This window comes from Salinirubrum litoreum (assembly GCF_020567425.1).
Classification (GTDB): Archaea; Halobacteriota; Halobacteria; order Halobacteriales; family Haloferacaceae; genus Salinirubrum; species Salinirubrum litoreum.
Genome location: NZ_JAJCVJ010000001.1, coordinates 913280 through 936625, shown reverse-complemented (window position 1 = coordinate 936625; position 23346 = coordinate 913280). Strand labels below are relative to the sequence as shown.

At 67.2% G+C, this 23346-nt stretch carries 24 protein-coding genes; 8 read left to right on the top strand and 16 right to left on the bottom strand.

Annotation, left to right across the window (positions count from 1 at the left end):
- Positions 1–27: 27 nt before the first annotated feature.
- Positions 28–279, bottom strand: a complete 252-nt coding sequence (locus LI337_RS04600; protein WP_227228542.1) for a DUF7111 family protein — start codon at positions 277–279, stop codon at positions 28–30.
- An 87-nt stretch (positions 280–366) separates the two neighbouring features.
- On the bottom strand, positions 367–1443 hold the full coding sequence (locus tag LI337_RS04595) for a phytoene/squalene synthase family protein (protein WP_227228541.1): 1077 nt from the start codon (positions 1441–1443) through the stop codon (positions 367–369).
- Between the two features lie 184 nt (positions 1444–1627).
- On the opposite strand from LI337_RS04595, the gene LI337_RS04590 reads away from it, so the two are divergent.
- Entirely contained in the window at positions 1628–2770 is a 1143-nt protein-coding gene (locus LI337_RS04590; RefSeq protein ID WP_227228540.1) for an acyl-CoA dehydrogenase, read from the top strand.
- A gap of 96 nt (positions 2771–2866) precedes the next feature.
- Complete coding sequence (locus tag LI337_RS04585) at positions 2867–3379, top strand: DUF5812 family protein (protein WP_227228539.1); 513 nt, start codon at positions 2867–2869, stop codon at positions 3377–3379.
- A 36-nt stretch (positions 3380–3415) separates the two neighbouring features.
- Here LI337_RS04585 and LI337_RS04580 read toward each other — a convergent pair whose 3' ends face one another.
- From LI337_RS04580 to LI337_RS04570, 3 genes are all read right to left on the bottom strand, one after another.
- Positions 3416–4246: a DUF4097 family beta strand repeat-containing protein gene (locus LI337_RS04580; protein WP_227228538.1), complete on the bottom strand. Its 831-nt coding sequence runs from the start codon at positions 4244–4246 to the stop codon at positions 3416–3418.
- 87 nt (positions 4247–4333) lie between these two features.
- Positions 4334–4999: an MBL fold metallo-hydrolase gene (locus LI337_RS04575; RefSeq protein WP_227228537.1), complete on the bottom strand. Its 666-nt coding sequence runs from the start codon at positions 4997–4999 to the stop codon at positions 4334–4336.
- A gap of 88 nt (positions 5000–5087) precedes the next feature.
- Positions 5088–5978 (bottom strand): Vms1/Ankzf1 family peptidyl-tRNA hydrolase, encoded by an 891-nt coding sequence (locus LI337_RS04570; protein ID WP_227228536.1) that lies wholly within the window; start codon positions 5976–5978, stop codon positions 5088–5090.
- A 217-nt stretch (positions 5979–6195) separates the two neighbouring features.
- Here LI337_RS04570 and LI337_RS04565 point away from each other — a divergent pair, with 217 nt between their 5' ends.
- The 5 genes from LI337_RS04565 (at position 6196) to LI337_RS04545 (ending at position 14219) form a co-directional block, all read left to right on the top strand.
- The gene (locus LI337_RS04565; RefSeq protein WP_227228535.1) at positions 6196–8289 is read left to right on the top strand and encodes an acetate--CoA ligase family protein; all 2094 of its coding nucleotides are present in this window, start codon (positions 6196–6198) and stop codon (positions 8287–8289) included.
- A complete protein-coding gene (locus tag LI337_RS04560; protein WP_227228534.1) occupies positions 8286–9386 on the top strand; it encodes a phosphotransacetylase family protein in 1101 nt (366 codons plus the stop codon). Before LI337_RS04565 ends, LI337_RS04560 begins: the two co-directional genes overlap by 4 nt.
- Before the next feature lie 1017 nt (positions 9387–10403).
- Positions 10404–11120 (top strand): YqjF family protein, encoded by a 717-nt coding sequence (locus tag LI337_RS04555; RefSeq protein ID WP_227228533.1) that lies wholly within the window; start codon positions 10404–10406, stop codon positions 11118–11120.
- A 195-nt stretch (positions 11121–11315) separates the two neighbouring features.
- Positions 11316–12425 (top strand): bactofilin family protein, encoded by a 1110-nt coding sequence (locus LI337_RS04550; protein ID WP_227228532.1) that lies wholly within the window; start codon positions 11316–11318, stop codon positions 12423–12425.
- Between the two features lie 126 nt (positions 12426–12551).
- A complete protein-coding gene (locus LI337_RS04545) occupies positions 12552–14219 on the top strand; it encodes a long-chain fatty acid--CoA ligase (RefSeq protein WP_227228531.1) in 1668 nt (555 codons plus the stop codon).
- 782 nt (positions 14220–15001) lie between these two features.
- Here the strand turns inward: LI337_RS04545 and LI337_RS04540 are convergent.
- Positions 15002–15151, bottom strand: a complete 150-nt coding sequence (locus tag LI337_RS04540; protein ID WP_227228530.1) for a hypothetical protein — start codon at positions 15149–15151, stop codon at positions 15002–15004.
- 27 nt (positions 15152–15178) lie between these two features.
- Positions 15179–15871, bottom strand: a complete 693-nt coding sequence (locus LI337_RS04535; protein WP_227228529.1) for a competence/damage-inducible protein A — start codon at positions 15869–15871, stop codon at positions 15179–15181.
- A 91-nt stretch (positions 15872–15962) separates the two neighbouring features.
- On the opposite strand from LI337_RS04535, the gene LI337_RS04530 reads away from it, so the two are divergent.
- Positions 15963–16808, top strand: coding sequence for a glycerophosphodiester phosphodiesterase (locus tag LI337_RS04530; RefSeq protein ID WP_227228528.1), 846 nt, complete (start codon positions 15963–15965; stop codon positions 16806–16808).
- Between the two features lie 32 nt (positions 16809–16840).
- Here the strand turns inward: LI337_RS04530 and LI337_RS04525 are convergent, their stop codons facing one another.
- The 9 genes from LI337_RS04525 to LI337_RS04485 form a co-directional block, all read right to left on the bottom strand.
- Complete coding sequence (locus tag LI337_RS04525; protein ID WP_227228527.1) at positions 16841–17650, bottom strand: DUF5803 family protein; 810 nt, start codon at positions 17648–17650, stop codon at positions 16841–16843.
- Between the two features lie 16 nt (positions 17651–17666).
- Positions 17667–18332, bottom strand: a complete 666-nt coding sequence (locus tag LI337_RS04520) for a DUF2110 family protein (protein ID WP_227228526.1) — start codon at positions 18330–18332, stop codon at positions 17667–17669.
- Positions 18332–18856 (bottom strand): transcription factor, encoded by a 525-nt coding sequence (locus LI337_RS04515; protein WP_227228525.1) that lies wholly within the window; start codon positions 18854–18856, stop codon positions 18332–18334. The genes LI337_RS04520 and LI337_RS04515 overlap by 1 nt, the downstream gene beginning before the upstream one ends.
- 120 nt (positions 18857–18976) lie before the next feature.
- Positions 18977–19240, bottom strand: coding sequence for a DUF8106 domain-containing protein (locus tag LI337_RS04510; protein ID WP_227228524.1), 264 nt, complete (start codon positions 19238–19240; stop codon positions 18977–18979).
- An 86-nt stretch (positions 19241–19326) separates the two neighbouring features.
- Positions 19327–19857, bottom strand: a complete 531-nt coding sequence (locus LI337_RS04505; RefSeq protein ID WP_227228523.1) for an ester cyclase — start codon at positions 19855–19857, stop codon at positions 19327–19329.
- Between the two features lie 130 nt (positions 19858–19987).
- Entirely contained in the window at positions 19988–20929 is a 942-nt protein-coding gene (locus tag LI337_RS04500) for an amino acid ABC transporter permease (RefSeq protein ID WP_227228522.1), read from the bottom strand.
- Positions 20922–21668 carry an amino acid ABC transporter ATP-binding protein gene (locus LI337_RS04495; RefSeq protein WP_227228521.1) on the bottom strand — a complete coding sequence of 249 codons (747 nt, stop codon included), beginning with the start codon at positions 21666–21668 and terminating at the stop codon, positions 20922–20924. Before LI337_RS04495 ends, LI337_RS04500 begins: the two co-directional genes overlap by 8 nt.
- Positions 21665–22387 (bottom strand): amino acid ABC transporter permease, encoded by a 723-nt coding sequence (locus tag LI337_RS04490; protein WP_227229421.1) that lies wholly within the window; start codon positions 22385–22387, stop codon positions 21665–21667. The genes LI337_RS04495 and LI337_RS04490 overlap by 4 nt, the downstream gene beginning before the upstream one ends.
- 31 nt (positions 22388–22418) lie before the next feature.
- Positions 22419–23204, bottom strand: a complete 786-nt coding sequence (locus LI337_RS04485; protein WP_227228520.1) for a basic amino acid ABC transporter substrate-binding protein — start codon at positions 23202–23204, stop codon at positions 22419–22421.
- Between the last annotated feature and the right edge of the window lie 142 nt (positions 23205–23346).

The following is a 23346-nucleotide window of genomic DNA, read 5'->3' as shown; positions in this document are numbered from 1 at the left end:
TCGAACCCGACAGCCGACGCCGGTGACCTACATCCCCATGTCGCTGGCGTCCTCGGGCACCGGGAGATCGTGAACAGCCACGCCCAGCAGTTCGGCGGCGTGGTCCAGTGCCATGTCGAAGCCGTAGTAGCGTTCCAGTTCGTCGCCGCCTGCGTCCCGCACCTTCAGCATCGCGTACCCCTCGCTGTTCTGTGCGACCGTCGCGGTCCGGCCGTCACGCCGGAAGGTCAGCAGGCGCTCGCCGTCCGTCTCCTCGTAGTCGGCGTCGATGTCGCTCACGACAGTTCCTTGGCCTGCGAAAACCCCAAGCTTTCGGTCGTCGGCGTGCGGGACGTCCCCGACGCGGCGTGTCTCGACCCGGCCCGTTCAGTCCGCGCTGGTCGCGACCCGATGGTACGGCTTCCGCGAGATGATCCCGCGTAGTTCCCCGAGCATCGACCGGTCGTCGGTGTCCGACATCGCCGAGACGACCGCGAACACCTCCTGGCGGGAGATCTTCACGTCGCCCTCGCGCAGGGCGTCCTCTGGCCGGGAGAGCAGTTCACGGAGCGTGCCGACCGCCAGCAGGTACGGGATGGCCCACGCCGCGAGCGTGTTCCCGTCGTGAGTCGGCACCAGTTCGAGGTAGGTCTGGGCGTCGTCGACGAACGACTTGGCGTGCTCTGCGGTCCGCCGGACGACCGACGAGGCACCGTGCTCGTGGCGCGGGTCGACGACCTCCTCCTGCGGGACGCCCTCGGATTCGAGCCAGACGGCGGGGAGGTAGACGTTGTTCTCCTCGGTGTAGTCGTCGTACACGTCCTTCGAGATGTTGACCAGTTGAAGCAACAGCCCGAACTCCTCGGCGGTGTCGTAGAGGCGGCGCGCGCGTTCGCCGCCGACGTCGCCGCGCGTGACGAGGTTCGTGATGAGGTTGCCGACCGTGCCGGCGGCGTAGTAGCAGTACTCCTCCAGTTCCTCGCGGCTCTGGATGCGGAGGCCGCCGTCGTCGGCGTAGCGTTCGACGAACATCGCCATCCCCTGCACGAGTTCACGCGCGGGCGGGGTGACCGCCTCGCGCACGTCCTCGGGGAGTGCCTCGAAGACGCCGACGACGCGGTCCGCCTCGGCGACGACCCGCCAGTCGTCGTTTCGCTCCGCTTCCGGCGGGAGATGTGGCTCGACGGCCTCGGCGAAGGCGTCGATGTCGGTGTCGTCTTCGGGGTCCAGTGCGGCGTCGTAACTGCGGAGGAGGCGGGCCTGCTCGTCGGGAGAGATGTGGTCGGCGTCCTCCACCGTGTCGGCGACGCGACAGAGGAGGTAGCCGACGCAGATGTACGACGACATCGGTTCCTCCAGCACGTCGACGGTGAGCGCGAACGTTCGTGAGACACCCTGCACTGCCTCGTGGCACCACCCGAGATCCGGGTGGTCGGGAAGGGGGTCGTCGGCGTGTCGAGACATTCAACTGTACCGTCCTATGAAGGGGGGCATAAAAAGTGTCGTGCCCGACGGACGCTTTTGTCGGGGTCGATAACGGCCGACTCGCCCGAACGTGACAACTGTCGATCACGGATCGAGGCCGGGGTGGCGGTCCCGTCGGTGGCGATGTGGAAAACCTAAAGCATCGACGGTCACAGATTCCGGTATGGACTTCAGTCTCTCTCCCGAGCAGAAGCAGATCCGCGACATGGTCGCGGAGTTCGCCGACGAGGAGATCGCGCCTCGCGCGGCCGAGATCGACGAGACCGACGAGTTCCCGGCCGACCTCGTGGCCGAGATGGGCGAACTCGGCCTGATGGGGATGCCGTTCCCCGAGGAGTACGGCGGCGCGGGCCTCGACTACCACTCCTACGCCATCGGCCTCGAGGAGATCTCGCGCGCCTCCGGCGGTCTCGGCACGGTCGTCGCGGCCCACACCAGTCTCGCGGGCAACATGCTCTACGCGTTCGGTGACGAAGGCCAGAAACAGGCGTACCTCACGCCCCTGAACCGCGGCGACGACATCGGCGCGTTCGCGCTCTCGGAACCGCAAGCCGGCAGCGACGTGCCGGCGATGACCACCACCGCCGAGCGAGACGGCGACGAGTACGTGATCGACGGCGGGAAACTCTGGATCTCGAACGGGTCGGTCGCCGACACCGTCACCGTCTTCGCCAAGACCGACCCGGACGCCGGCCGAAAAGGCATCTCCTCGTTCGTCGTCCGCCCCGAGGAGGACGACGGCTTCGTCGTGGAGGGCACGGAGGACAAACTCGGCGACAAGGGCTGTCCGACCGCCGAACTCCGGTTCGACGCGATGCGCATCCCAGAAGACCGCCTGCTCGGCGAGGAGGGGGACGGCTTCGTCCACGCGCTGAAGACGCTCAACGGCGGGCGCATCACCATCGCGGCACGCGGGGTCGGTCTCGCACGCGCCGCACTGGAGGAGGCCCTCGACTACGCACAGGACCGCGAGCAGTTCGACCAGCCCATCTCGGACTTCCAGGCCATCCAGCACAAACTCGCCGACATGGACACGAAAGTCCAGTGTGCGAAACTGCTGATGCACAAGGCGGCCGACAAGAAGATTCGCGGCGAGTCGTTCATCAAGGAGGCCGCACAGGCGAAGCTCCACGCCTCGGAAGTGTCGCGTGAGGTCGCCAACGAGGCGATCCAGGTCCACGGCGGCTACGGCTACACGAAGGACTTCCCGGTCGAGCGGTTCTACCGCGACGCGAAACTGAACGAGATCTACGAGGGGACCAGCGAGGTGCTGCGGAACACCATCGCTCAGCAGTTGCTGGACTGATCCCGGCGGGCACCCCGCAGGGGAGACCACTCACTCCACACCGTTCGCTCGACTCGTGACGAAACCCGGAAAAGCCACAGCGTTCTATCCCCGTGCATGACCGACGACCAGGACAGTGGGGCGACGCCCGACACGGCGTCACAGGACGCGAAGACGGGCACCTTCCTCGTCACGCACGCCGACGACGAGTCGGCCGTGCTGACCGACGTCCACGACGGACAGGTTCACACGCTCGCCGAGAACCCCGGACTCGCGGCCGCCGAGGCGATCACGGGGACGCTCACTCCGGTCCCGCCGATGGGCGTCTCGTGGGAGGTCGGCGACCTCGACGAGCAGTGGGCGATCGGCGTCGAGGACAGCGACCTCGCGCCGACCCAGCAGGAACGGGAGATCGCGAGCGGCCAGGCGGTCGGTGAACTGACGAGACAGGAACGCGCCGGCGCGGGCGAACTCCACGTCATCACGGTCCCCGAGGACGGCGTGGAGCAGGCCGTCGCGGACGTGCTGGACGACGAGGACGGTCTGCGCTCGCGGGCCGCGAGACTCGGCGTGAACCGCGTCGAGGTTCGATCGGACGACGGCGTCGTCAGCGTCCGCTACGTTCCCTGACCGACGGCCGCACCGTCGGCCGCCTCGACCGAGCGCTCACTCCAGACCGAGGCTCCCGTCGATCCCCCTGAGTTCGACCGCGCCGTTCGTGCTCCGGGCGTAGAGTTGGAACCCGCCGTTCCCCAGTCGGCCTTCGACTCTGTTCCGCGAGGTCGAGACGTTCCGGAGGTCTACGCCGCTGGTGTCGATGGTGCCGTTGTTCGTCTCCAGCAACACCTCGGCGTCCAGGTCGTCCGACGCGCGGATCGTGACGCGGCCGTTGCTGACCTGCAGGTCGGCGTCCTGTCGGAGCGCCAACACCTCCACGTCGATAGAGCCGTTCGAGGTCCGCGCGCCGTCGATACCGTCACAGCCGGTGGACTCGATCGCGCCGTTGCTGGTCTCCAGGGTGACGTAGCCACCGACGTTGCGCGCGACCGCGCGGCCGTTGTCCGACCGCACGACCGGGTTGCCGGGGCTCCCGCGCAGGATGGCCTCGCCGTTGGCCGTCTCGACACGTTCGGCGAGCAGTGTCGAGGGGACCTTGACGACGAGGTCGACGAGGATCCCGGCGTTCGTCGGGTTCGTGTCGTAGCGGGACTCGATGCGGAGCGTCCCGTCCGAGACGCTGGTCTCGACAGACACCGCCTCGAAGGGCGCACTGCCGGGGAACCGACGCTTGGTCACGTCGAGTTCGACGCGGGGCCGGTTCCACGCCTGGACGTCCAGTCGGCCGTTCCGGTTGATGGCCTCGAACCGCTCTGCGCCGCCGGCCGAGACGGTCGTGACCTCCTGCTGGCTCTCACTCAGTCCGTCGGTACAGCCCGCGAGGGCGGCGGCACCGAGGGCACCTGTGGTGGCGAGGAGGCGTCGTCGTGTCGGAGTCATGGAGAGTTCTACGGCGTGATCGGTCAAAAAGCCGTGTGTGCTGTCAGGTCGCACGGTCGGGAGGCGGAGTAGACGACGCGAGGGCGCTCACAGATCGTCGGCCAGCGCCGCGAACTGCGCGCCGCCGTGGGTCCGGATCGGGTCGCCGTGGCCCATCGCCACCACCTCGCAGTCGGCGACGCGGTCGGCGACGTCGCGGATGCTCTCGCGGTTCTCGGCGGCGTCGTAGCAGATGGCCCACGGCGAGGGTGCGAGGTCGCCGCCGGACTCCCGCACCGTGTCGCCGACGAATCCGAGACCGAACTCGTGGTGGACCCAGGCGGTGTGACCGGGCGTGTGTCCCGGCGTGGCGTACGCCCGGAACCCGGCGACCTCCTCGCCGTCCTTGATCGCGGTGATCGGGAGGTCCGGGCGCGTCAGCAGTGGCAGGGTCACGCGCTGGAGCAGGCCCTTGTGGTTCGTCGCCGGCGGGGAGACCGTCCCGGCGAGCATCCCGGCGTCCGGCTGGCGAGCGTACACCTTGCAGTCCAGCCCCAGTTCGGCGAGGGTGCCGACGTGGTCCAGATCGAAGTGCGTCAGGAGAACGCGGTCCACGTCGCCGGCGTCGTAGCCGCCGTCGGCGAGGTACTGTCGCACCTGCTCGGTGTGCCACGGCATCCCCGCGTCGATCAGGGTCACTTCCCCGTCGTCCACGAGGTACGCGTTGACGCCGCCCAACTCCAGTCGCCACGCGTGCTCCGGCGCGAGTGTCATACCGCCTGTAGCACGGCCGACACCAAAAGCGTCCTGCGGCGTGTAGTATCCTGGTAACCGCGACCGTCGCCTCGCCGACGGCTACTTCTCAGATCCGGTACAACTGCGCCGTCCAGAAGTCGCGGAAGGCGGACGCCAGCGCGTCGTCGGGGTCGCCGGTCGCGTCCACCGTCGCGGTCACGTCGGCCCGCTCCCGAAACCGGCCGAGGACGGTGCGCTCGCCGACGACGAACAGGCGGTCGGGGTCGCGGGCGTCCAGTCGCGCCTCGCACTCGTCGAGGTGTTCGTCGATCTGTTCGTCGCGCAGGCGCTCGAACCGCTGTTGGGAGAAGCCCCCCTTCGAGTGCTGTTCTTTCACCTCGGAGGTGAACCCCTCGCTGTCGACCAGGTCCCGGCCCTCGTAGCTCCCGTAGGCGAACAGGTCGGACCGGACGACCGCGAAGCCGAACGCGCCGGTCGGCCGGAGCCACTCGTCTCTGAGTTCGAAGCCGTCGCTCCACTCGGTGAAGGGGTCGGGTTCGACCGGCGGTGCGAGTGCGGCACTGACGAGACCGGCGTCGTCCGCGACGACGAGACAGGGACTCGCCCGCCGGACCAGTGCGGTGTGGTCGCCGAACGCCTCGCCCACCGTCTCCGGCACCGCGTCGTCGTCGACCATCGCGGTCAGCGCGCCCTCCGCGTCGGTCTCGACCGAGCCGAGTCTGGCGAGTACCTCGTCCAGCCGGCGGCCCGACAGGCGTTCGACGCCCCGGAAGTCGACGGCTCTCTCGTCGCCGCCGGCGCGTTCCACGCGGTCTTCCAGTTCGGTGATCCGGTCTTCGAGGCGGTTGACGCGCTCCTCGGCCGCCTGTCGTTTCGCGGCGGCCTCCGAGCGCCGCTCCTCCTCGGCCTCGGCGCGCCGCCGGAGGTGCTCCTTCTCCTCTTCTAACTCCTCGATCCGGTCCTTGAGTTCGGCCCGGCCGAGCAGTTCGTCCAACATACTCCGACCGCCGTGGTCCGTCGCCTTCTAACTTGGTGTCCCGTGATCGAGAGCCAGTTGCCGAGTCGGACACGCTGTCGGGTGGGCCGGTCGGGGAGTCCGACAGCGGTCGAACCGTCGAGTGGACACGTGTCGAGAATCGGGTGAGACGGTGCCACGACCCGTGAGGAACCACACACAGTCGGTTTTATGCGCGCAGTCCGTGTACCCCTGCGCGATGGGAGAGTTATCCGAGTTGTTCGCGCCCGAGACAGTGGCCGTCGTCGGCGCGACCGAGCGCGAAGGCTCCGTAGGCCGCGCCATCATGGATAACCTCGTCGCGGACTTCGACGGGACGGTGGTCCCCGTCAATCCGAACTACGACGAGGTGTTGGGCATCCCGTGTGTGTCCGACATCGGCGCGGCAGACGCGGACCTCGCGGTCGTCGTCGTCCCACCCAAGATCGCGGTGGAAGCCGTACGACAGGCCGGCGAGTCGGGCGTCCGGAACGTGGTCGTCATCACGGCCGGCTTCGGCGAGACCGGCAGTGAGGGGGCCGCACGCGAACGCGAACTGCGCGAGGTAGCCGAACAGTACGACCTGAACCTCGTCGGGCCGAACAGCCTCGGGATCATGTCGACCGGTGTCGACATGAACGCGACGTTCGGCCCCGAGAACGCCCAACCCGGCGGGATGTCCTTCATGTCCCAGTCCGGGGCGTTCATCACGGCCGTCCTCGACTGGGCCAACGACCAGGACATCGGCTTCCGCGACGTGGTGTCGCTGGGCAACAAGGCCGTCCTCGACGAGGCCGACTTCGTCCGGGAGTGGGGTGACGACCCCGAGACGGACGTGGTGATCGGCTACCTCGAAGGGATCGAGGAGGGCCGCGAGTTCATCGACGCCGCGCGCGAGGTGACACAGGACACGCCGATCGTCCTCGTGAAGTCCGGCCGGACCGACGCCGGTGCGCAGGCCGCCTCCAGTCACACCGGCACCATCGCCGGGTCCGACGAGGCCTACGAGACGGGATTAGAGCAGGCGGGCGTCATCCGGGCCGAGTCGGTACAGGAGTTGTTCGACTCGGCACAGATGCTCGGGAGCCAACCGCTCCCGGAACAAGACGACGTGGCGATCATCACGAACGCCGGCGGCCCCGGCGTGATGGCGACCGACGCGGTCGGCGACTCGGGGCTGTCGATGGCCTCGTTCTCTGACGAGACGCTGGACACGTTCTCCGAGAACCTGCCGGCAGAAGGGAACATCTACAACCCGGTCGACGTGGTCGGCGACGCCGGCAACGATCGGTTCCGGAACGCACTGGAGATCGCACTCGACGACGAGAACGTCGGCTGTGCGGTCGTCCTCTCGGCACCGACCGCCGTGCTCGACTACGCCCAACTCGCACGGGACACGGTCGAACTCTCCGAGGAGTTCGACAAGCCGGTCGCGGCCTGCTTCATGGGAGGTCAGCGCGTCGAACCGGCCGCCGAGGTGCTGAAGGACGCGGGCATCCCGAACTACTTCGACCCGGCCCGCGCCGTCGACAGCCTCGACGCGCTGTCGGAGTACGCCGACATCTCCGCCCGCGAGTACGACGAACCGACCGAGTTCGACGTGGACCGGGAGGCGGCCCACGAGATACTCTCGGCCGTGAAGGGCAGAGGCGACAACCGCCTCGGCGTGGAGGCGATGGACTTACTCGACGCCTACGGCATCCCGACGCCCCACGGCGAGATCGTCGACTCGGCGACCGACGCCGAGGCGATCGCGGCCGACATCGAGGGCGACGTGGTGATGAAAATCGTCAGCCCGGACATCCTCCACAAGTCCGACATCGGCGGCGTGAAGGTCGGCGTCTCCGACGACGACGTGTACGACGCCTACGAGGACCTCATCACTCGCGCCCGCAACTACCAGCCGGACGCCGAGATCATCGGCGTGCAGGTCCAGGAGATGGTGGACCTCGACAGCGGCGTCGAGACCATCGTCGGCATGAACCGCGACCCGCAGTTCGGGCCGCTGCTCCTCTTCGGTCTCGGCGGCATCTTCGTCGAGATCTTGGAGGACACGACCTTCCGGGTGGCTCCGGTCGCGGAGTCCGAGGCGAAAGAGATGACAGAAGAGATCGATTCCGCGCCGCTCCTGCGGGGGGCGCGCGGTCGTGACCCCGCCGACGTGCCGGCCGTCGTGGAGACGATCCAGCGGCTGTCACAGCTCGTGACCGACTTCCCCGCCATCCTCGAACTGGACATCAACCCACTCGTCGCCACGCCCGACGGCGTGCAGGCCGTGGACGTGCGACTCACCGTCGACCCAGACCAGCTATGAACACGTTACTCGTCACCTCGACCCACGAAAGCACCGGCAAGACGGCAGTCACGCTCGCGCTCGGACTGCTGGCGAAAGAACGCGGCCAGTCGGTCGGCTACATGAAGCCGAAGGGCACTCGGCTCCAGTCGAACGTCGGCAAGACGCTCGATCAGGACCCGATGCTCGCCCGCGAACTGTTCGAGACCGACGCGGAGATGCACCAGATGGAGCCCATCGTCTACTCGCCGACGTTCGTCGAGGGGGCCATCCGGGGCCGCGAGCAGACCGACGAACTCCGCGAGCAGGTGAAGTCGAACTTCGACGATCTGGCCGTGGACCGCGACCTGATGCTCGTGGAGGGCGGCGGCAAACTCTCGACCGGCGGCATCGTCGGCCTGACCGACCCGCAGGTCGCCGAGTTGCTGGACGCGCAGGTGGTCCTCGTCGCCGACTACAGCCAACCCGGCGACGTCGACGAGGTACTGGCCGCGGCGGACGACATCGGCGACCGCCTCGCGGGTGTGCTGTTCAACCGCGTCGCGGACACGAACTACGACGAACTGGAGACCGACGTGGTGCCGTTCCTCGAACGTCAGGGTGTGCCCGTGCTGGGCGTCCTCCCGCGCGTGCAGGAACTCGCCGGCATCACCGTCGAGGGCCTCGCCAGCGAACTCGGCGCGGAGGTCGTCACCGACGCGCCCACCGACGCCTTCGTGGAGCGGTTCCTCGTCGGCGCGATGGGCGGCGACGAGGCGCTACGCTACTTCCGGCGGACGAAGGACGCGGCGGTCATCACCGGCGGTGACCGCTCGGAGATCCACACCGCCGCGCTCGAAGCCCCGGGCGTGAAGTGTCTGATCCTGACCGGGGGGCACCGCCCGCCGGGGGCCGTGATCGGCAAGGCCGAACAGAAGGGCATCCCGGTCCTGCTGGTCAACTCGGACACGCTCTCGGCAATCGAACGCGCCGAGGACCTCGTGCGCGGCGGCCGGACCCGCGACGAGCGCACCGTGGAGATCATGCGTGACCTGCTGTTCGACCACACGGACGTGGACGCGCTGATCGGTGCAGAGGACGCCGGTGCTGGGTCGGTCGAGGACGGCGACGAAGAGTAAGGTCGGGGCTTCGGCGTTTCCGGGTTTTTCGAGTTGGTTGGTGTGTCTCGGTCGTGGATGTGGCTTCGGACTTCTGGAGCTGTGACTGTGGGGATTGGCGATGATTCGCTGAGGCGACTGTGACTGCGACAGCGACCGAATCCGCGACAGCGACAACACCAGCAACCGCGACCGCAAACCACGACAACACCGCTACTCGTGCTAGCGCGGCTACCAGCGGAACCGCAACCGCACCGCGACAGCACAGCACCTCAACGCACCCGCAACAGCAACACTACTCGGTCTAGCGCACCTACAAACGGAACCGCGACCGCGACGACACAGCACCGCACCTCGGTCCTCCCCAACCTCGGGGTCGCTCTCCGCACCGCCCGCGACCCCTCCCTCGCGCGTTTCTCGCGCGCCAACCGCACCGCGACACCGAACTGAAACCCCGATTCACGTCGTACCCACCAGTCAGACGGGCGGGCGCGACCTCTGTGTCGCGCCGACGGTTTCAGGTAGGTGCACACGCTGATCCGACTGGTCCTCCGGGTGGTGCGTGCGCTTTCGCAAACTTCGGGCGGGACTGAAAGGGGCCGACCGCTCGACCCCTCCCGGGCGACGTAAGCCGGGCGGGACCGGAGGTCCCGCTGGAAACCGGCGCGCCGCGCCGGTGACAGAGCGAGACCGGAGGTCTCGCCAGCAGACGGGCGAGGAGGCGTGGCTCGCCCGTCAGCACCGCAGGGAGGGAGAGCCAGCTTGCTGGCTCGACCGACTGAGGCGCGCACCGAGTGTCTCGTGAGCGAAGCGAACGAGACTCAGCGAGAGCTTCGCTCTCGCCAGACGCGGCGGGTCGAGCGATCGAGGGCTTTCACCGCTCGTCGTCCACGACTCCCCCGACCGAGACACCATCTGACGAGGGATGTCCTCCCGAGTCGCCAACATCACCGATTCACGAATACAAAACGATAGTCTTCACACATTCACAAACCTCCAAGCCGTCAGTCGAAAGTACCCGCAAACCCAACCACGGATATGGACGGACCTCGGTTGCTGGAGATGCGCTGGCGAGACGGTTTGTTCGCCCACTGGCCGGTCGACCCGGCGACGATAGCACCGACGCTCCCCGAGCAACTCGACGTGGCGACCTACGACGGGCAGGCGTGGCTCGGCGTCGTCCCGTTCGTCATGGAGGACATCCGCCCGCGTGGCTCGCCGGTCGGGCTGACGTTCCCCGAACTGAACCTCCGGACCTACGTCGAACACGACGGCGCGAAGGGCGTCTACTTCTACAACCTCGACGCCGACGACCGGATCGGCGTCCGGGTCGCCCGGAGCCTGTTCCGACTTCCCTACTACCGCGCCGAGATGCAGGTCCGGCGCGGCGCGTGGCCCGGTGACCCCGAGAGCGGCCCCGAGGAGGCGATCACGTTCACCAGCCGACGCGACCACCGAGGCGTTCCACCGGCCCGGTTCGACGCGACGTACCGCCCGGCGGGCGACGCCTTCGAGCCCGACCCCGGCTCGCTGGAGGCGTTCCTCGTCGAGAACTACCGGTTCTACACGCAGGGCAATCGCCTCTACCGGGGCGACATCGACCACGACCCGTGGACGCTCCGCCCCGCCGAGGCCGAGATCCGGTCGAACACGCTCTTCGCCGCGTCGTCGTTCGACCAGCCGGCTGGCGACCCGCGACTCCACTACGCCGAACCACTGGACGTGACTGCCGGTCGGATTCGGGCAGTGGAGTGATCGCCGGCCGCATCCGGGCGGTGGAATGACCGCCGGTCGTAGCCGGGCGGTCGAGTAGCGCGAGACCGAAATCGATGCAGAGATCGGACTCAGTCCACCGATTTACGGTTCTCACCGGGTGAAAGTGGCAATCTCGCTTTATCTCCTCGTCCGTCGTACTCTCGACCGACGAGGACACCCCTCGCCTGAACGATCATGCAATCATTCGGACTGCGGCAACTACTCGCGCTGTCGGTCGCCCTCCTCGTCCTCCTCGGGGCAGGCCCGACAGTCGCGATTGCACAGACGAGCCAGACCGGCGGCACCGTCGTCGTCGGTCCGGACGAAACCATAATCGGCGGCCTGGAGGTCGTCGCCGGCAGCGTGGTGATCCACGGAACCGTCGAAGGCGACCTCCAAGCCGTCGGTGGCTCGGTCGTCGTCGAGGAGACCGGCACCGTCACCGGCAACGCCGAGCTGACCGGCGGTTCCATCGTCGTGGCCGGCGCGGTCGGCGGCGACGTGACCTTCGCGGGCGGGAGCTTCCTGCTCCGTGAGGCTGGCTCTGTCGGCGGCACCCTCGAAGGCGGTGCCGGCGACGTGCGACTCGACGGCGCGGTCACCGGCGACACGACTGTCGGTGCCGAGACCCTGACGCTCGGGTCGACTGCGGTCCTCTCCGGCGGCTTAGAGTACGACGCGGGGACCTTCGACCGCCAAGACGGCTCGCAGGTCGCCGGACAGGTCGTCCGGAACCCCGACCTGACCGTCGGCACCGAGTTCGGCGGCTTCGAGGCCCCCGTCATCCCGTGGTGGGTCGGCCAAGCGTACGGCTTCCTCGTGAACCTCGCGCTCGGTGCGGTCCTCCTGCTGGTCGCCCCGGCCTTCGCGGGTCGCGTGACCAGCCTCGGGACGACCAAGACACTCCGCAGTGGCGGGGCGGGCCTGCTGACGTTCGTCGGCGTCCCCCTGCTGCTGGTGTTGATCGCGCTGACCATCGTCGGCATCCCGCTGTCGCTGGTCGGCGTGCTCCTGTTCGCCATCGTGCTGTGGATCGGGAGCGTCTTCGGCGCGTACGTCGTCGGGACGTACCTGCTCCGACTCGCAGAGCGCGAGAACCGCTGGGGCGCGCTGGTGCTCGGACTCGCCGTCGTGGCGATTCTGTCGGCGATCCCCTACGGTCTCGGCGGCATCGTCAGCTTCGTCGTTCTCCTCCTCGGACTGGGCGCGTTCGCGCTGGCCATCCGTGGTGAGGGCGGCGACGAGGGCGACGAGGGACTCGGCACGACCGAGGAGGGTCCCTCCGAGGGCCAGCCGATGGCCTGAGAGACCCGACTCGCTCGACTCGCTCGTGGTATCGACCGACGCGACTGCGGGCGAACCGGCCAGCATCACCGCCTTCTCGCGGAAGTATCAGCAAGAACCATTAGCGATGGGTCGTTCGTCTCTGTCATGGTAGGCGCTACCGACCAGACCCTGCGACCGTTCCTGTGGCGAGCGGAGAAACTCTTCTCGGACCGGGAGATCGTCTCTCGCACTCACGAGGGCATCACGCGCTACGACTACGCCGAGTACGGCGACCGTGTCGCCCAGTTGGCGGGCGCACTCGACGGTGCCGGCGTCGAGGCCGGTGACCGGGTGGCGACCTTCTGCTGGAACCACCACCGTCACTTCGAGACGTACTTCGGCATCCCGAGCATCGGCGCGCAACTGCACACGATCAACCCACTCCTGCCGGACCACCACATCCAGCACATCGTCTCGGACGCCGAGGACGTGGTCGTCTTCGTCGACCCCTCGCTCGCCGAGAAACTGGCCTCGGCGGTCGCGGCGGAGGGCGGCGAAGAAGCCTTCGAGAGCGTCGAGCAGTTCGTGCTGATGGGCGACGAGTCGGTGCTCCCCGACGAGTCACCACTCGAACCCCTGACGGACTACGAGTCGTTCATCGCCGACGAGTCGACAGAGTACGACTGGCCCGACGTGTCGGAAGACGCGCCCGCCGGGATGTGTTACACCTCGGGGACGACCGGCGCGCCGAAGGGCGTCGAGTACACCCAGCAGATGCTCTGGGCGCACACGATGGCGACACTGCCCCAGGCCGGGCTGGACATCGGCGCGGACGACGTGCTGATGCCGGTGGTGCCGATGTTCCACGTCAACGCGTGGGGGATGCCCTTCTCCACGACGGCGGCGGGCGCAAAGCACGTCTACCCCGGTCCCGCGCCGGACCCGGCCGACCTCGCCACACTGATCGAGGAGGAGGGCGTCACGCTCACGGCGGGCGTCCCGACCGTCTGGCTGGGCCTGCTGGAGTATCTGGAGGAGAACGACGCGGACATCTCCTCGCTGGAGCGCATCGTGATCGGTGGCTCTGCCGCCCCGCAGTCGGTCATCCGGCGGTTCGACGAGGAGTACGACGTTGACGTGCTCCACGCGTGGGGGATGACCGAGATGTCGCCCATCGGGACCGTCTCGCATCTCAAACCGGGCATGGAGGACCTCCCGGCCGAGGAGCAGTACGCCAAGCGCGCGAAACAGGGCCTGTTCGTGCCCGGCCTGGAGTTCACAGTGGTCGGCGAGGACGGCTCCGAGATCGAGTGGGACGGCGAGGCGTTCGGCGAACTGTGGGTGCGCGGCCCGTGGGTCACGACCGACTACTTCCAGCGCCCGGAGGCGAACGAGGAGGACTTCGAGGAGGGTTGGCTCAAGACCGGTGACGTGGTGACGGTCGATCCGGAGGGGTACATCCAGATCGTGGATCGCGCGAAGGACGTGATCAAGTCGGGTGGGGAGTGGATCTCCTCGGTCGAGTTGGAGAACGCGCTGATGGCCCACGACGACGTGTCGGAGGCCACCGTGGTCGGTGTGCCCCACGAGCGCTGGCAGGAGCGACCGGTCGCGTTCGTCGTCCCGAAGCAGGGTGTGGATCAGGATGTGCTGACGGATGAGTTACTGGCGATGGTGAAAGACGAGTTCCCGAAGTGGTGGGCACCGGACGACGTGCTCTTCATCGAGGAGATCCCGAAGACGGCGACCGGGAAGTTCTCGAAGAAGGACCTGCGCGAGGAGTACGCCGACGAGTCGCTGGTCGCGGGGAAAGCGCCCGAATCGAAGGAGTAGGTTTCGGTAGCGGTCGATTCGGTTGTTCCGGTCGGCGATTTTCGTGGTGTTCGTGCTGGGGTGTTCGGCGTGCGTGTTCTCTGAGTGGGTGGTGGTTGTGACTTCGACTGTACTCTCGGCCGCACCAGCACCGCGAACCGCGACCTCAACAGCACAGTAGACCGCGACAGCACTGCTACTCGATCCGGTGCAAACGGAATATTCGACCGTATCCGCGACCGCCACAGCACCGCACCCGCACCGCAACCGCAACAGCTCCGCCACCGCACCTCGGTCCTCCCCAACCTCGGCTGGCGCATAAACGCGCCAGCCTCCCTCGCGCGCGTTCCTCGCACGCGCCGGTTTTTCGGTGAAAGCGCACGCCACACTCGCCACCCGATCACACGACGACAGCCGGGAACCCAGTCAGGACGCGAGCTGGTGGCGACCGGAACTGAGCAGTGTCCGAGCGACAGCGAGGGCCTGCTCGCAGTCCGAGTCGCCAGCAGTCGGGGAGGAGTGGGGACTACTGCGACTGCCGGGTTCCAGATCGATAGATGCCACGCCGGGTGGCCACCAGTAGCGACACGATGGGTCGCACATCTCGGGTGGGACTGAAAGGGGCCGGCGTCTCGACTGGTCCCCGACGACGTAAGCAGAGCGAGAGCGAAGCTCTCGCCAGCAGTCGGGCGACTCTCGGGTCGCCCGACAACACTGGACTGAACGAGAGCGCGGAGCAACGCGACGCGCTCTCGTGAGGGAAGCGCGCAACGAGTCGCGGACCATCGAGACACCGGGGGCTTTCACCCCTCGTTGTCTGCGACCGTCTCGACCGAGTTGTCTGCGACCGTCTCGACCGAGTTGTCTGCGACCGTCTCGACCGAGTTGTCTGCGACCGTCTCGACCGAGTTGTATCCAACCGATTTCTCTACGACGTACTCGACAGCAGTCACGACCCGAACGAGAACACTCGATTCACCTCACTCTTCGAGCACTTCAACTCGTTCCGACAACCAGTCTGCGGCCGACCGCGCCGTCTCCGGATCGGTCGCCGTCACCTTCAGTCGGACGTGCTCGCCCGGATAACTCCCCACGGTCACGTCGAAGGCCTCCTGTACCCCGGCGATGCGATCCAGCAGAGTGCTCTCCGGTTCCGGGGTCGCCACCGTCTCCGAGTAGGTCGGCTCGCCCGCGAACTCGTCGGCGACGCGCGCGAACATCGCCTTCATCTCCGCCGGGACGCCCGGCAGGACGTACACCGACTCGACGACTGCGCCGGGGGCGACACCCTCGTCGTTCGGGAGCATCCGCGCGCCGGCCGGGAGGTGGGTCGTCCCCTCGGCGAGGTCGCCGGCCGCGTAGCCCCCTTGCTCGGTCAGCCACGCCAGCGCCGCCTCGCTCTCCTCGACCTCCCGACCGAAGGCGGCCGCCACCCCCTCCATCGTCAGGTCGTCGTGCGTCGGGCCGAGACCGCCGGTGACGATCACGGCGTCGTACTCCGCGTGGTACTCGTTGACGACTCGCGCGATGTCGGCCACGCGGTCCGGGAGGGTCGTCACGCGCTCGACCGAGACGCCGCGCTCGGTGAGTTCGGTACAGAGCCACGCGGCGTTGGTGTTCACCGTGTCCCCGGCGAGCAGTTCGTCTCCGACCGTGACGATGGCGACGCGCATACCCGTCGTAGGGCCGTCGGGCGTAAAAAGCCAGTCGGCACGAGTGCGCGCGGACGATGGCTTGACACCGCCGGCGGTCGTCGCTCCGAGCATGACGGAGGAGACTGTCGACACCGACCGACCGAGGGTGATCGCCCACCGGGGCTTCGCCGGCGTCGCCCCGGAGAACACCGTCGGCGCGGCCCGGTTCGCGGCAGACGCGGGTGCCGACGTGATCGAGGTCGACGTGCGCCCGACGAGCGACGGCGAGGTGGTCGTCTTCCACGACGACGGACTCTCGGAGCGCGACGACAGCCACGGTGATGGCGGCCTGACCGACCGATCCGGACTCGTCCACGAGACGCCGTGGGCCGACGTGCGAGACGCTGAAGTCCTCGGAAGCGGCGAGACAGTCCCGACCCTCGCGCAGGTACTGGACGCGGTCCCGCCCTCGGTCGGCGTCAACGTCGAACTGAAAGATCCCGGCTCCGACGACCTGCGATTCGGCGAGAAACTGTCGGGCGCGGAGTTGGCGGCGGCGAGAGACAGGTGGCACGAGTTCGTCGTCAGCGTGATCGAGATCACCGACGAGTACGACAACGACCTGCTGTTCTCGTCGTTCTACGAGGGTGCCCTGGCGGTCGTCCGCGAGATCGACGCCTCGATCCCACTCGCGACGCTGTTCGGTCCCGACGTGGAAGCCGGACTGGCGATCGCTCGAGAGTACGACTGCGAGGCGGTTCATCCGCCTCTCGACGCGATTCACGACTGCCCCCGCGAGACGGACGCTGGACGGTCGGGCCAGAGTCGGAACCTCGTGAGAGTCGCACACGAGGCAGGTCGTGAGGTGAACGTCTACACAGTTCGAACGTGGCACGAGGCGCGGCTACTCGCAGATCGAGGAGTGGACGGGATCATCGCGGACTACCCCGGACTGCTCGCGTTCGATGGGGACTGAAAGATCGAAGGAACGCAGGTGAGTCGGCCGAGTCAGCCCATCCCCGGCGGCGGACCGTCGTCGAGGTCGTCGTCGCCGGTCTCCACGTCGAGTCCGAGTTCCTCCCGGCGTTCACGCAACTGCTGGATCTGCCGGCGGTAGTACAGCAGGCCACCGCCACCGACGACCGTCAACAGGAGCGCGATGCCCGCGAAGATGGTCAGGTCACGTTGGAGGTAGAACTGCACGGCGATGCTGTCGGCAGACACCTCGTTCTCGCCGCTCCAGACGATGTGGGTCCGGCTCTGGTCGTCGATGCTCGTCTCCGATCCCGGCGGTCTGACGGTCCCGAAGATCGGGAAGTCGACCCGCCGGTTCGGTGGGAGCACGACCTCGTAAGAGCCCTTCACGAACGTCGGGAGCGCGAACCGCTTCGGACTGCTCTCGGAGGTCACACCGAGTTGCCAGACGGTCCCGTTCGGGATGTCGTTCGGTCGCTCGACGACCACCTCGTCTCTGCTGGAGGTGACGTTCCCGCCACGGGTCCGGATCTCGCTCCCTTCGAGCACGGTCCCGTTGGGGTATCTGACCCGGAGCGCGGAGACCGGAATCGAGTTCCGGCCGCCGAAGCCGTCACGGCGGAACAGTTCCATCCGGGACTCGTTCGTCCGGTAGACGGCCTGGAAGGTGGTGTTCTCGTGGACGACGATGTAGGCGTCCCGGTCGGTGTCCCAGTCGTACGGTTCCGCAGGCGGTTCGTTCAACTGCTCGTCGGGGACGTCCGAGGCACCGAAGAAGCCGAGACAGCCCGACGTGAGCATCAGGAAGACCAGTCCGGCGACGGCGAGGAGGCGTCTGTTCATGCAGGGTAGACTCTCTTTAGGGGATGACGCACTTGAGTTCGGCGGGGAGATACTGCCCGATGGCCGACAGCAAGCCCGGCGGGTCCGTCCCCTCGGCACAGACGATGCTCTGTTCGAGCAGACCGAGTCGCTCGACGGTCACGATGTCGCGGGCGTGACCGGCCCGGTTGACCGTCGCACGCACCTCGCTTCTGGTCGCACTGTTGACGTTGACGCGACCGTCGCCGCGTGTCCAGTCGTAGAGTCGGTCGCGTGTCTCGTCGGCGAGTCGGGGCGTGTCACCGTAGACGAATCGGAGCGGGAGGTGCTGGACGAGTCCGAACCGGTCGCGGATCTGGCTCGGGGTCCCCTGTCCGAGTCCCAACTCGCTGGCGGGGATGCGGATCGGTTCGCCGGCGTCGAGGACGAACCCCTCGTCGTCCCACGACTCGAGGGTACCGACGTAGGTCTCGCCGTCTTCGAAGTGGGGCGTCACCTCGCCCCACGACTCGCGGACGACGTTTCTGGCGACGGTCGCGTCGTCACCCGAGATGGTCACCGAGACGAAGTCGTCGTCGCGGACACCGACCGTGTACGTCACGTCGAGGTCGCCGAGTTCGTCGTCGAGTTGGGAGCGCAGGCTGTCGAGTGCGCGGTCGCGGGCGTCGCCCTCGACGTAGCACTTGGATGCGAGAACGACCATCAGTCGGTCACGCCGACGTTGAGTTCGTCGCGGAGTCCCGCGATGCGGTCGTCCATCGCGTCCACGAGTCGGGTGTTCTCCATCGACTCCAGCGGCGAGCCACACTCGGGACACTCGAAGCCGAAGTCCATCGCCTCGCCGAACTCGAACCGGATGGAGTCGACCTCACAGAGGTAGAACTCGTGGGTCCGCTCGTACTCCTGTCTGTCCTCCAGTGCGTCCAGCAGGCGGTACATCTCTTCTTCCAGATTCTCGGGGATGTTGTCGTACTCGAAGGTCCACAGATAGGTCAGCCAGCCGGAGTCCTCGTCGCGCACGCGGCGGTAGGTGGCGAGATCGTTCTCGTAGAGGATAAACAGCGCACGCCGCACGTCGTTGAGTTCCAGCCCCAACTCCTCGGCGAGTTCCTCGTCCGTCACCTCGCCGTCCGGGGGTGCCGCCGCGACGGGCATCCCCGTCGGGCCGACCAACTCGTGGAGGTACTTCTGAATCACCGGGTCGTTCAGCAACTCCTCAAAAGCCATTGGGAGAATCTCGGTCGGTCAGCCGTTTAAAAGCACCGGATAGCTGGTCTCGACGCCCGGCGAGCCGTGTGTCTGCGTCACGAGGCGGAGGTGGGCGGGGGTCGCCAGAGGGGGAACGACCTACCGCCGGCGGACCGTGACCACAGTGTCACACTCGGGGCAGACGAGGGCGACGCCACGTCCGACGACACCGTTGCTGACGGGCGTCTGCTCGCGGCCGACCGTCGGACCGACGCGCCGGAGCCAGTCACCGTCTGCGGGGCTCTCGTGGCCACAGATCGGACAGAACAGCGTCGTCTTCGCGTGCCGGGGCGTCGTGTCGGTGGTGTCCTGCGGACGCTGGCGGCTATCGGGCGGTTCCTGTGAGCGGGGGATCGCGTTCATGCGTACTGTAGCGGCCGCTGACCTGATAGCGTTGTCGGCCAGAGGACGGAAACGCGTGCCGTGTGGGCGTGGCACGCACTCGTTCACTACCCTCGGTCTTTTCTCCGGGTGCGCTTGAGCACGTCCTGTTTCGTCAGGGTCAGTGCCGTCTCGAGGAAGTCCGAGAGGTGGAACTCCTCGGGGACGACACCGAGTCGCTGGAGCATGCCGAGTTGGTCCCACACCGCCCAACCCTCTGCGATCTTACCGTCTTCGTACCGGTGGACCATGATCCCGACCGACTCGCCGCGTTCGTCGGTGGCCGGGATGCCCATGAACTCGCCGGCGTGAGTCCCACTGGTCCGGAAGCCGAGTGTCACCATGTCGCCGTCGGCGAGGACGAACTCCTCGTCCATCCGGAAGTCGTCGAACCCCTCGTGGATGCCGGCGACGAACTCCTTCAGTTCGGGGATGCCCGCCTCGCCGCCACGCGGCAGGAACCAGTGGCCCACGTAGTCGGGTGTGTGGATCTCGTCGATCACCGAGATGGTCCCCTCGTTGAACACCTCCTCGACGAGGCGGCGTTCGGTCTCGACGTACTCACTCGTCTGTTCGCTGGTCTGTGGTTCGGTTGCCATCGTCGTTCACCGGTTGGGACTACGGCGGCGGCGGCGAAATTCGTCGCTCCCGTTCTCTCCCGCGAGGAATCAGGGTCGTGGTCCAAGTGGCCGGGCGTCCTCTAGCCTCCACCGCCGGGACCGTCGCCCCTCACCGACCGTCGCTGTGGCCGATACCGGGGATCGCCACCCGGTCCTCGATGCGGTTCATCAACCGCGAGGCGGTGATGACGAGACCCAGGTAGAACAGCGCCGTCACGGTGAAGACGCCGAGGTACCGGAAGTTGCCGGACGCGATGGCGTTCGCCCGGTTGAACAGTTCCGGCACGGTGATGAACGCCGCCAACGAGGAGTACTTGATCAGGTAGATGAGTTCGTTCGTCCAGCCCGGAATCGCGTATCTGAGGCCCTGCGGGAGGACGATGTACCGGATCGCGGCCAGTCGCGGCAGACCGATGGCTCGCCCGGCCGTCAACTGACCGCCTTCGACCGACTGGAGCGCGGATCGGATGTACTCGGCCTGGTACGCCGCGCTGTTCAGCGTGAACCCGACGATGGCGACCCAGACCGCCCGGTTAGTGAAGACACCCTCCGCGAACCCCGGCACGAACGCCGAGAGGTTCAGCCCGTAGTAGAGGACGAACAACTGCGCGAGCAGCGGCGTCCCCCGGAACAGTTCCGTGTACGCCAGCGAGACGTGACTGGTCAGGTTCCCGTACACCCGGCTGACCGACAGCGCGATGGCGAAGGGAAGCCCGAGCAGGATGCTCACGACGGTCAACACGACCGTCAGCCACAGGCCGGTCGAGAGTCGCGGCAGGTACGACACCGACAGCGCGACGATTTCGGCGGCACCGGAGAGCAGTGGAACTCCGAGGAGCGTCGACTCCACGACTTTCGGTGCGACGAAGGGTGTCCCCGGCGGAACCAGCAGACCGCCGGTCCAGTCGTTCGTCCACCGGAGGAGGACCCACCCCCAGAAGACGACGCCGGCGAGGAGTGCCAGTGTCCCGCCGGCCGAGGCACCGTCGACTCGCCGGGCGGAGCGTTCGGCGAAGCCGGGACTCCCGGCCGGTGTCGGATCGTCAGCCATGGAGTTCGGTCAGTCTGCGCAGGAACTGCGCGGTTCTGTCGTGCTGTGGGTTCTCGAACAACTGTTCCGGCGGTCCGCGTTCCGCCACCTTGCCGCCGTCGAGGAAGACGAGTTCGTCGGCCGCCTCGCGGGCGAAGCCCATCTCGTGGGTCACGACGAGCATCGTCATCCCCTGGTCGACCAGGTCGCGCATCACCTCCAGCACGTCGCCGATCAGTTCCGGGTCCAGCGCGCTGGTCGGTTCGTCGAACAGCATCAGTTTCGGGTCCATCGCCAGCGCCCGCGCGATGCCGACACGCTGTTGCTGGCCGCCGGAGAGTTCGGCGGGGTACGAGTCGAGTTGCTTCCCGAGTCCGACCTGTTCTAACTGCTCGCGGGCCAACTGCGTGGCCTCGGCCTTCTCTTTCCCGAGCACCCGGCGCGGGCCGAGGGAGACGTTTTCGAGTGCCGTGAGGTGTGAGAACAGGTTGAAGTCCTGGAACACCATCCCGACCTGCCGCCGGAGGTCGTTGACGTTCGTGTCGGCGTCCGTCACGCAGTCGCCGTCGAGGTAGATGGCCCCGTCGTCGATCTCGGTCAGTCGGTTGACACACCGGAGCATCGTGGACTTCCCACTGCCGGACGGCCCGATGAGGACGGTCACGTCCCCCCGATCCATCTCGAAGCTCACGTCGGTCAACACCCGTTCGTCACCGTAGCTCTTGTCCACGCTCTCGACGCGGAGAAGTTCGTCTGTCATGCACGCTCACCGCCGGGAATCCGGTAGACGGACTCCACGTAGTCGAGTCCGCGGTTCGTGACGAAGGTCAACACGAAGTAGATCGCGCTGATCGTCAGGATCACTTCCAGCGTCGCGGTCGTCTCCCGCGTGAACAGGTCGTAGCTCCGCGTCAGCAACTCGGAGAGACCGATGGCGAAGACGACACTGGTGTCCTTCAGGACGATCGTCGCCTCGTTCTGGAACGAGGGGACAGAGCGCCGGAGCGCCTGCGGGACGGCCACGTAGCCGACCGACTCCCACTTGCCCATCCCGAGCGACCGGGCGGCCTCCAGTTGGCCGTCGTCGACCGACTGGAGTGCGCCCCGGAACATCTCGGTCTGGTAGGCTGCACTCCTGAGACCGAGACCGAGGACGGCCGCGACGAACTCCGGCGAGATCTCGAAGAAGCCGAGATCGAGACCGGGCGTCCCGAAGACGAAGTACGTGAAGAAGAAGATCACGACGATGGGCGTCCCCCGCAGGACGACGCCCACGTTCTCGACGAGTCGGCGACTCACCGACCCCCCGTACACCGCCACCGCGCCGCCGGGGAAGCCGACGAGGAAGCCGACGAGCACACAGACGATCGACAGCAGGATCGTCAGCGCGGTGCCAGCCAGCAGGTAGTCGGCGTTCTCGGCGACGAAGACCCAGTCACTCAGTTGGAGCGGGACGGGACTCCCGCTGCCTGCCAGCATCGGCGCGACGAGCGAGTCGGCGACCATCGGCTCAGGCGCTACTGAACCACTCGTTGCGGATCTCCTCGTAGGTCCCGTTGTCCTGTACCGTGGCGAGACCGCTGTTCAGTGCTTCCTGCAGGTCGTCGTCGTCCGTGCGGACGCCGAAGCCGTAGCGCTCGCCCGTCTCGTAGGTGAAGGCGATGTCCACGTCGCGCTGGCTGGCGAACGTCTGGGCGACCGGTTGGTCGATGACGATGGCGTCGATGTTGCCGTTGATGAGGTCCTCGACGGCGAGGACGTAGCTCCCGTAGGCGTTGTAGTTCGACTCGGAGACCTGCCCGCTCTCGATCAGTTCCGACTGGATGACCGACTCGCCGGTGGTCCCCTCCTGTGCGCCGAGGCGCCGGCCTTCGAGGTCGTCCAGCGAGGACGGCGAGAAGTCGCCGCCGCTGGCGACGAGGATGGACTGGTCGGCGTTGTAGTACGGATCGGAGAAGTCGATCGTCTCGTCGCGGTCCTCGGTGATCGTCATCGCGGCCGCGATCACGTCGATGCGGTCGTTCTGGAGGCCAGGGATCAGCGAACTGAACTCCAGTTCCTCCCACGACCCGAGGGTGTAGTCGGTCTCCCCCACGACCGCCTCGAGGAGGTCGATGTCGAAGCCGACGAGTTCGTTGTCGTCGTTCTTGAACTCGAACGGCGGGAAACCGGGGGCGGTTCCGGGCGTGATCTCGGTCCCGCCGCCACCGCCGGTCGTACAGCCTGCCAGACCGACGAGACTACTGGTTCCGACTGCCGCGAGGTAGCCACGACGCGATGTGGTAAACTTGCGCATACGAACGACAATGGAGAACATCGGGTTTGAAGCTTTCTCTCCGATCCGGGCGTCGTATCTCGATTATAATCCGTGGGAGACGAACGAATCGGCCCCCACGGAGCGTCGCGAGTGACCGTTCGGTTGGTCGTCTCCGGTCGGC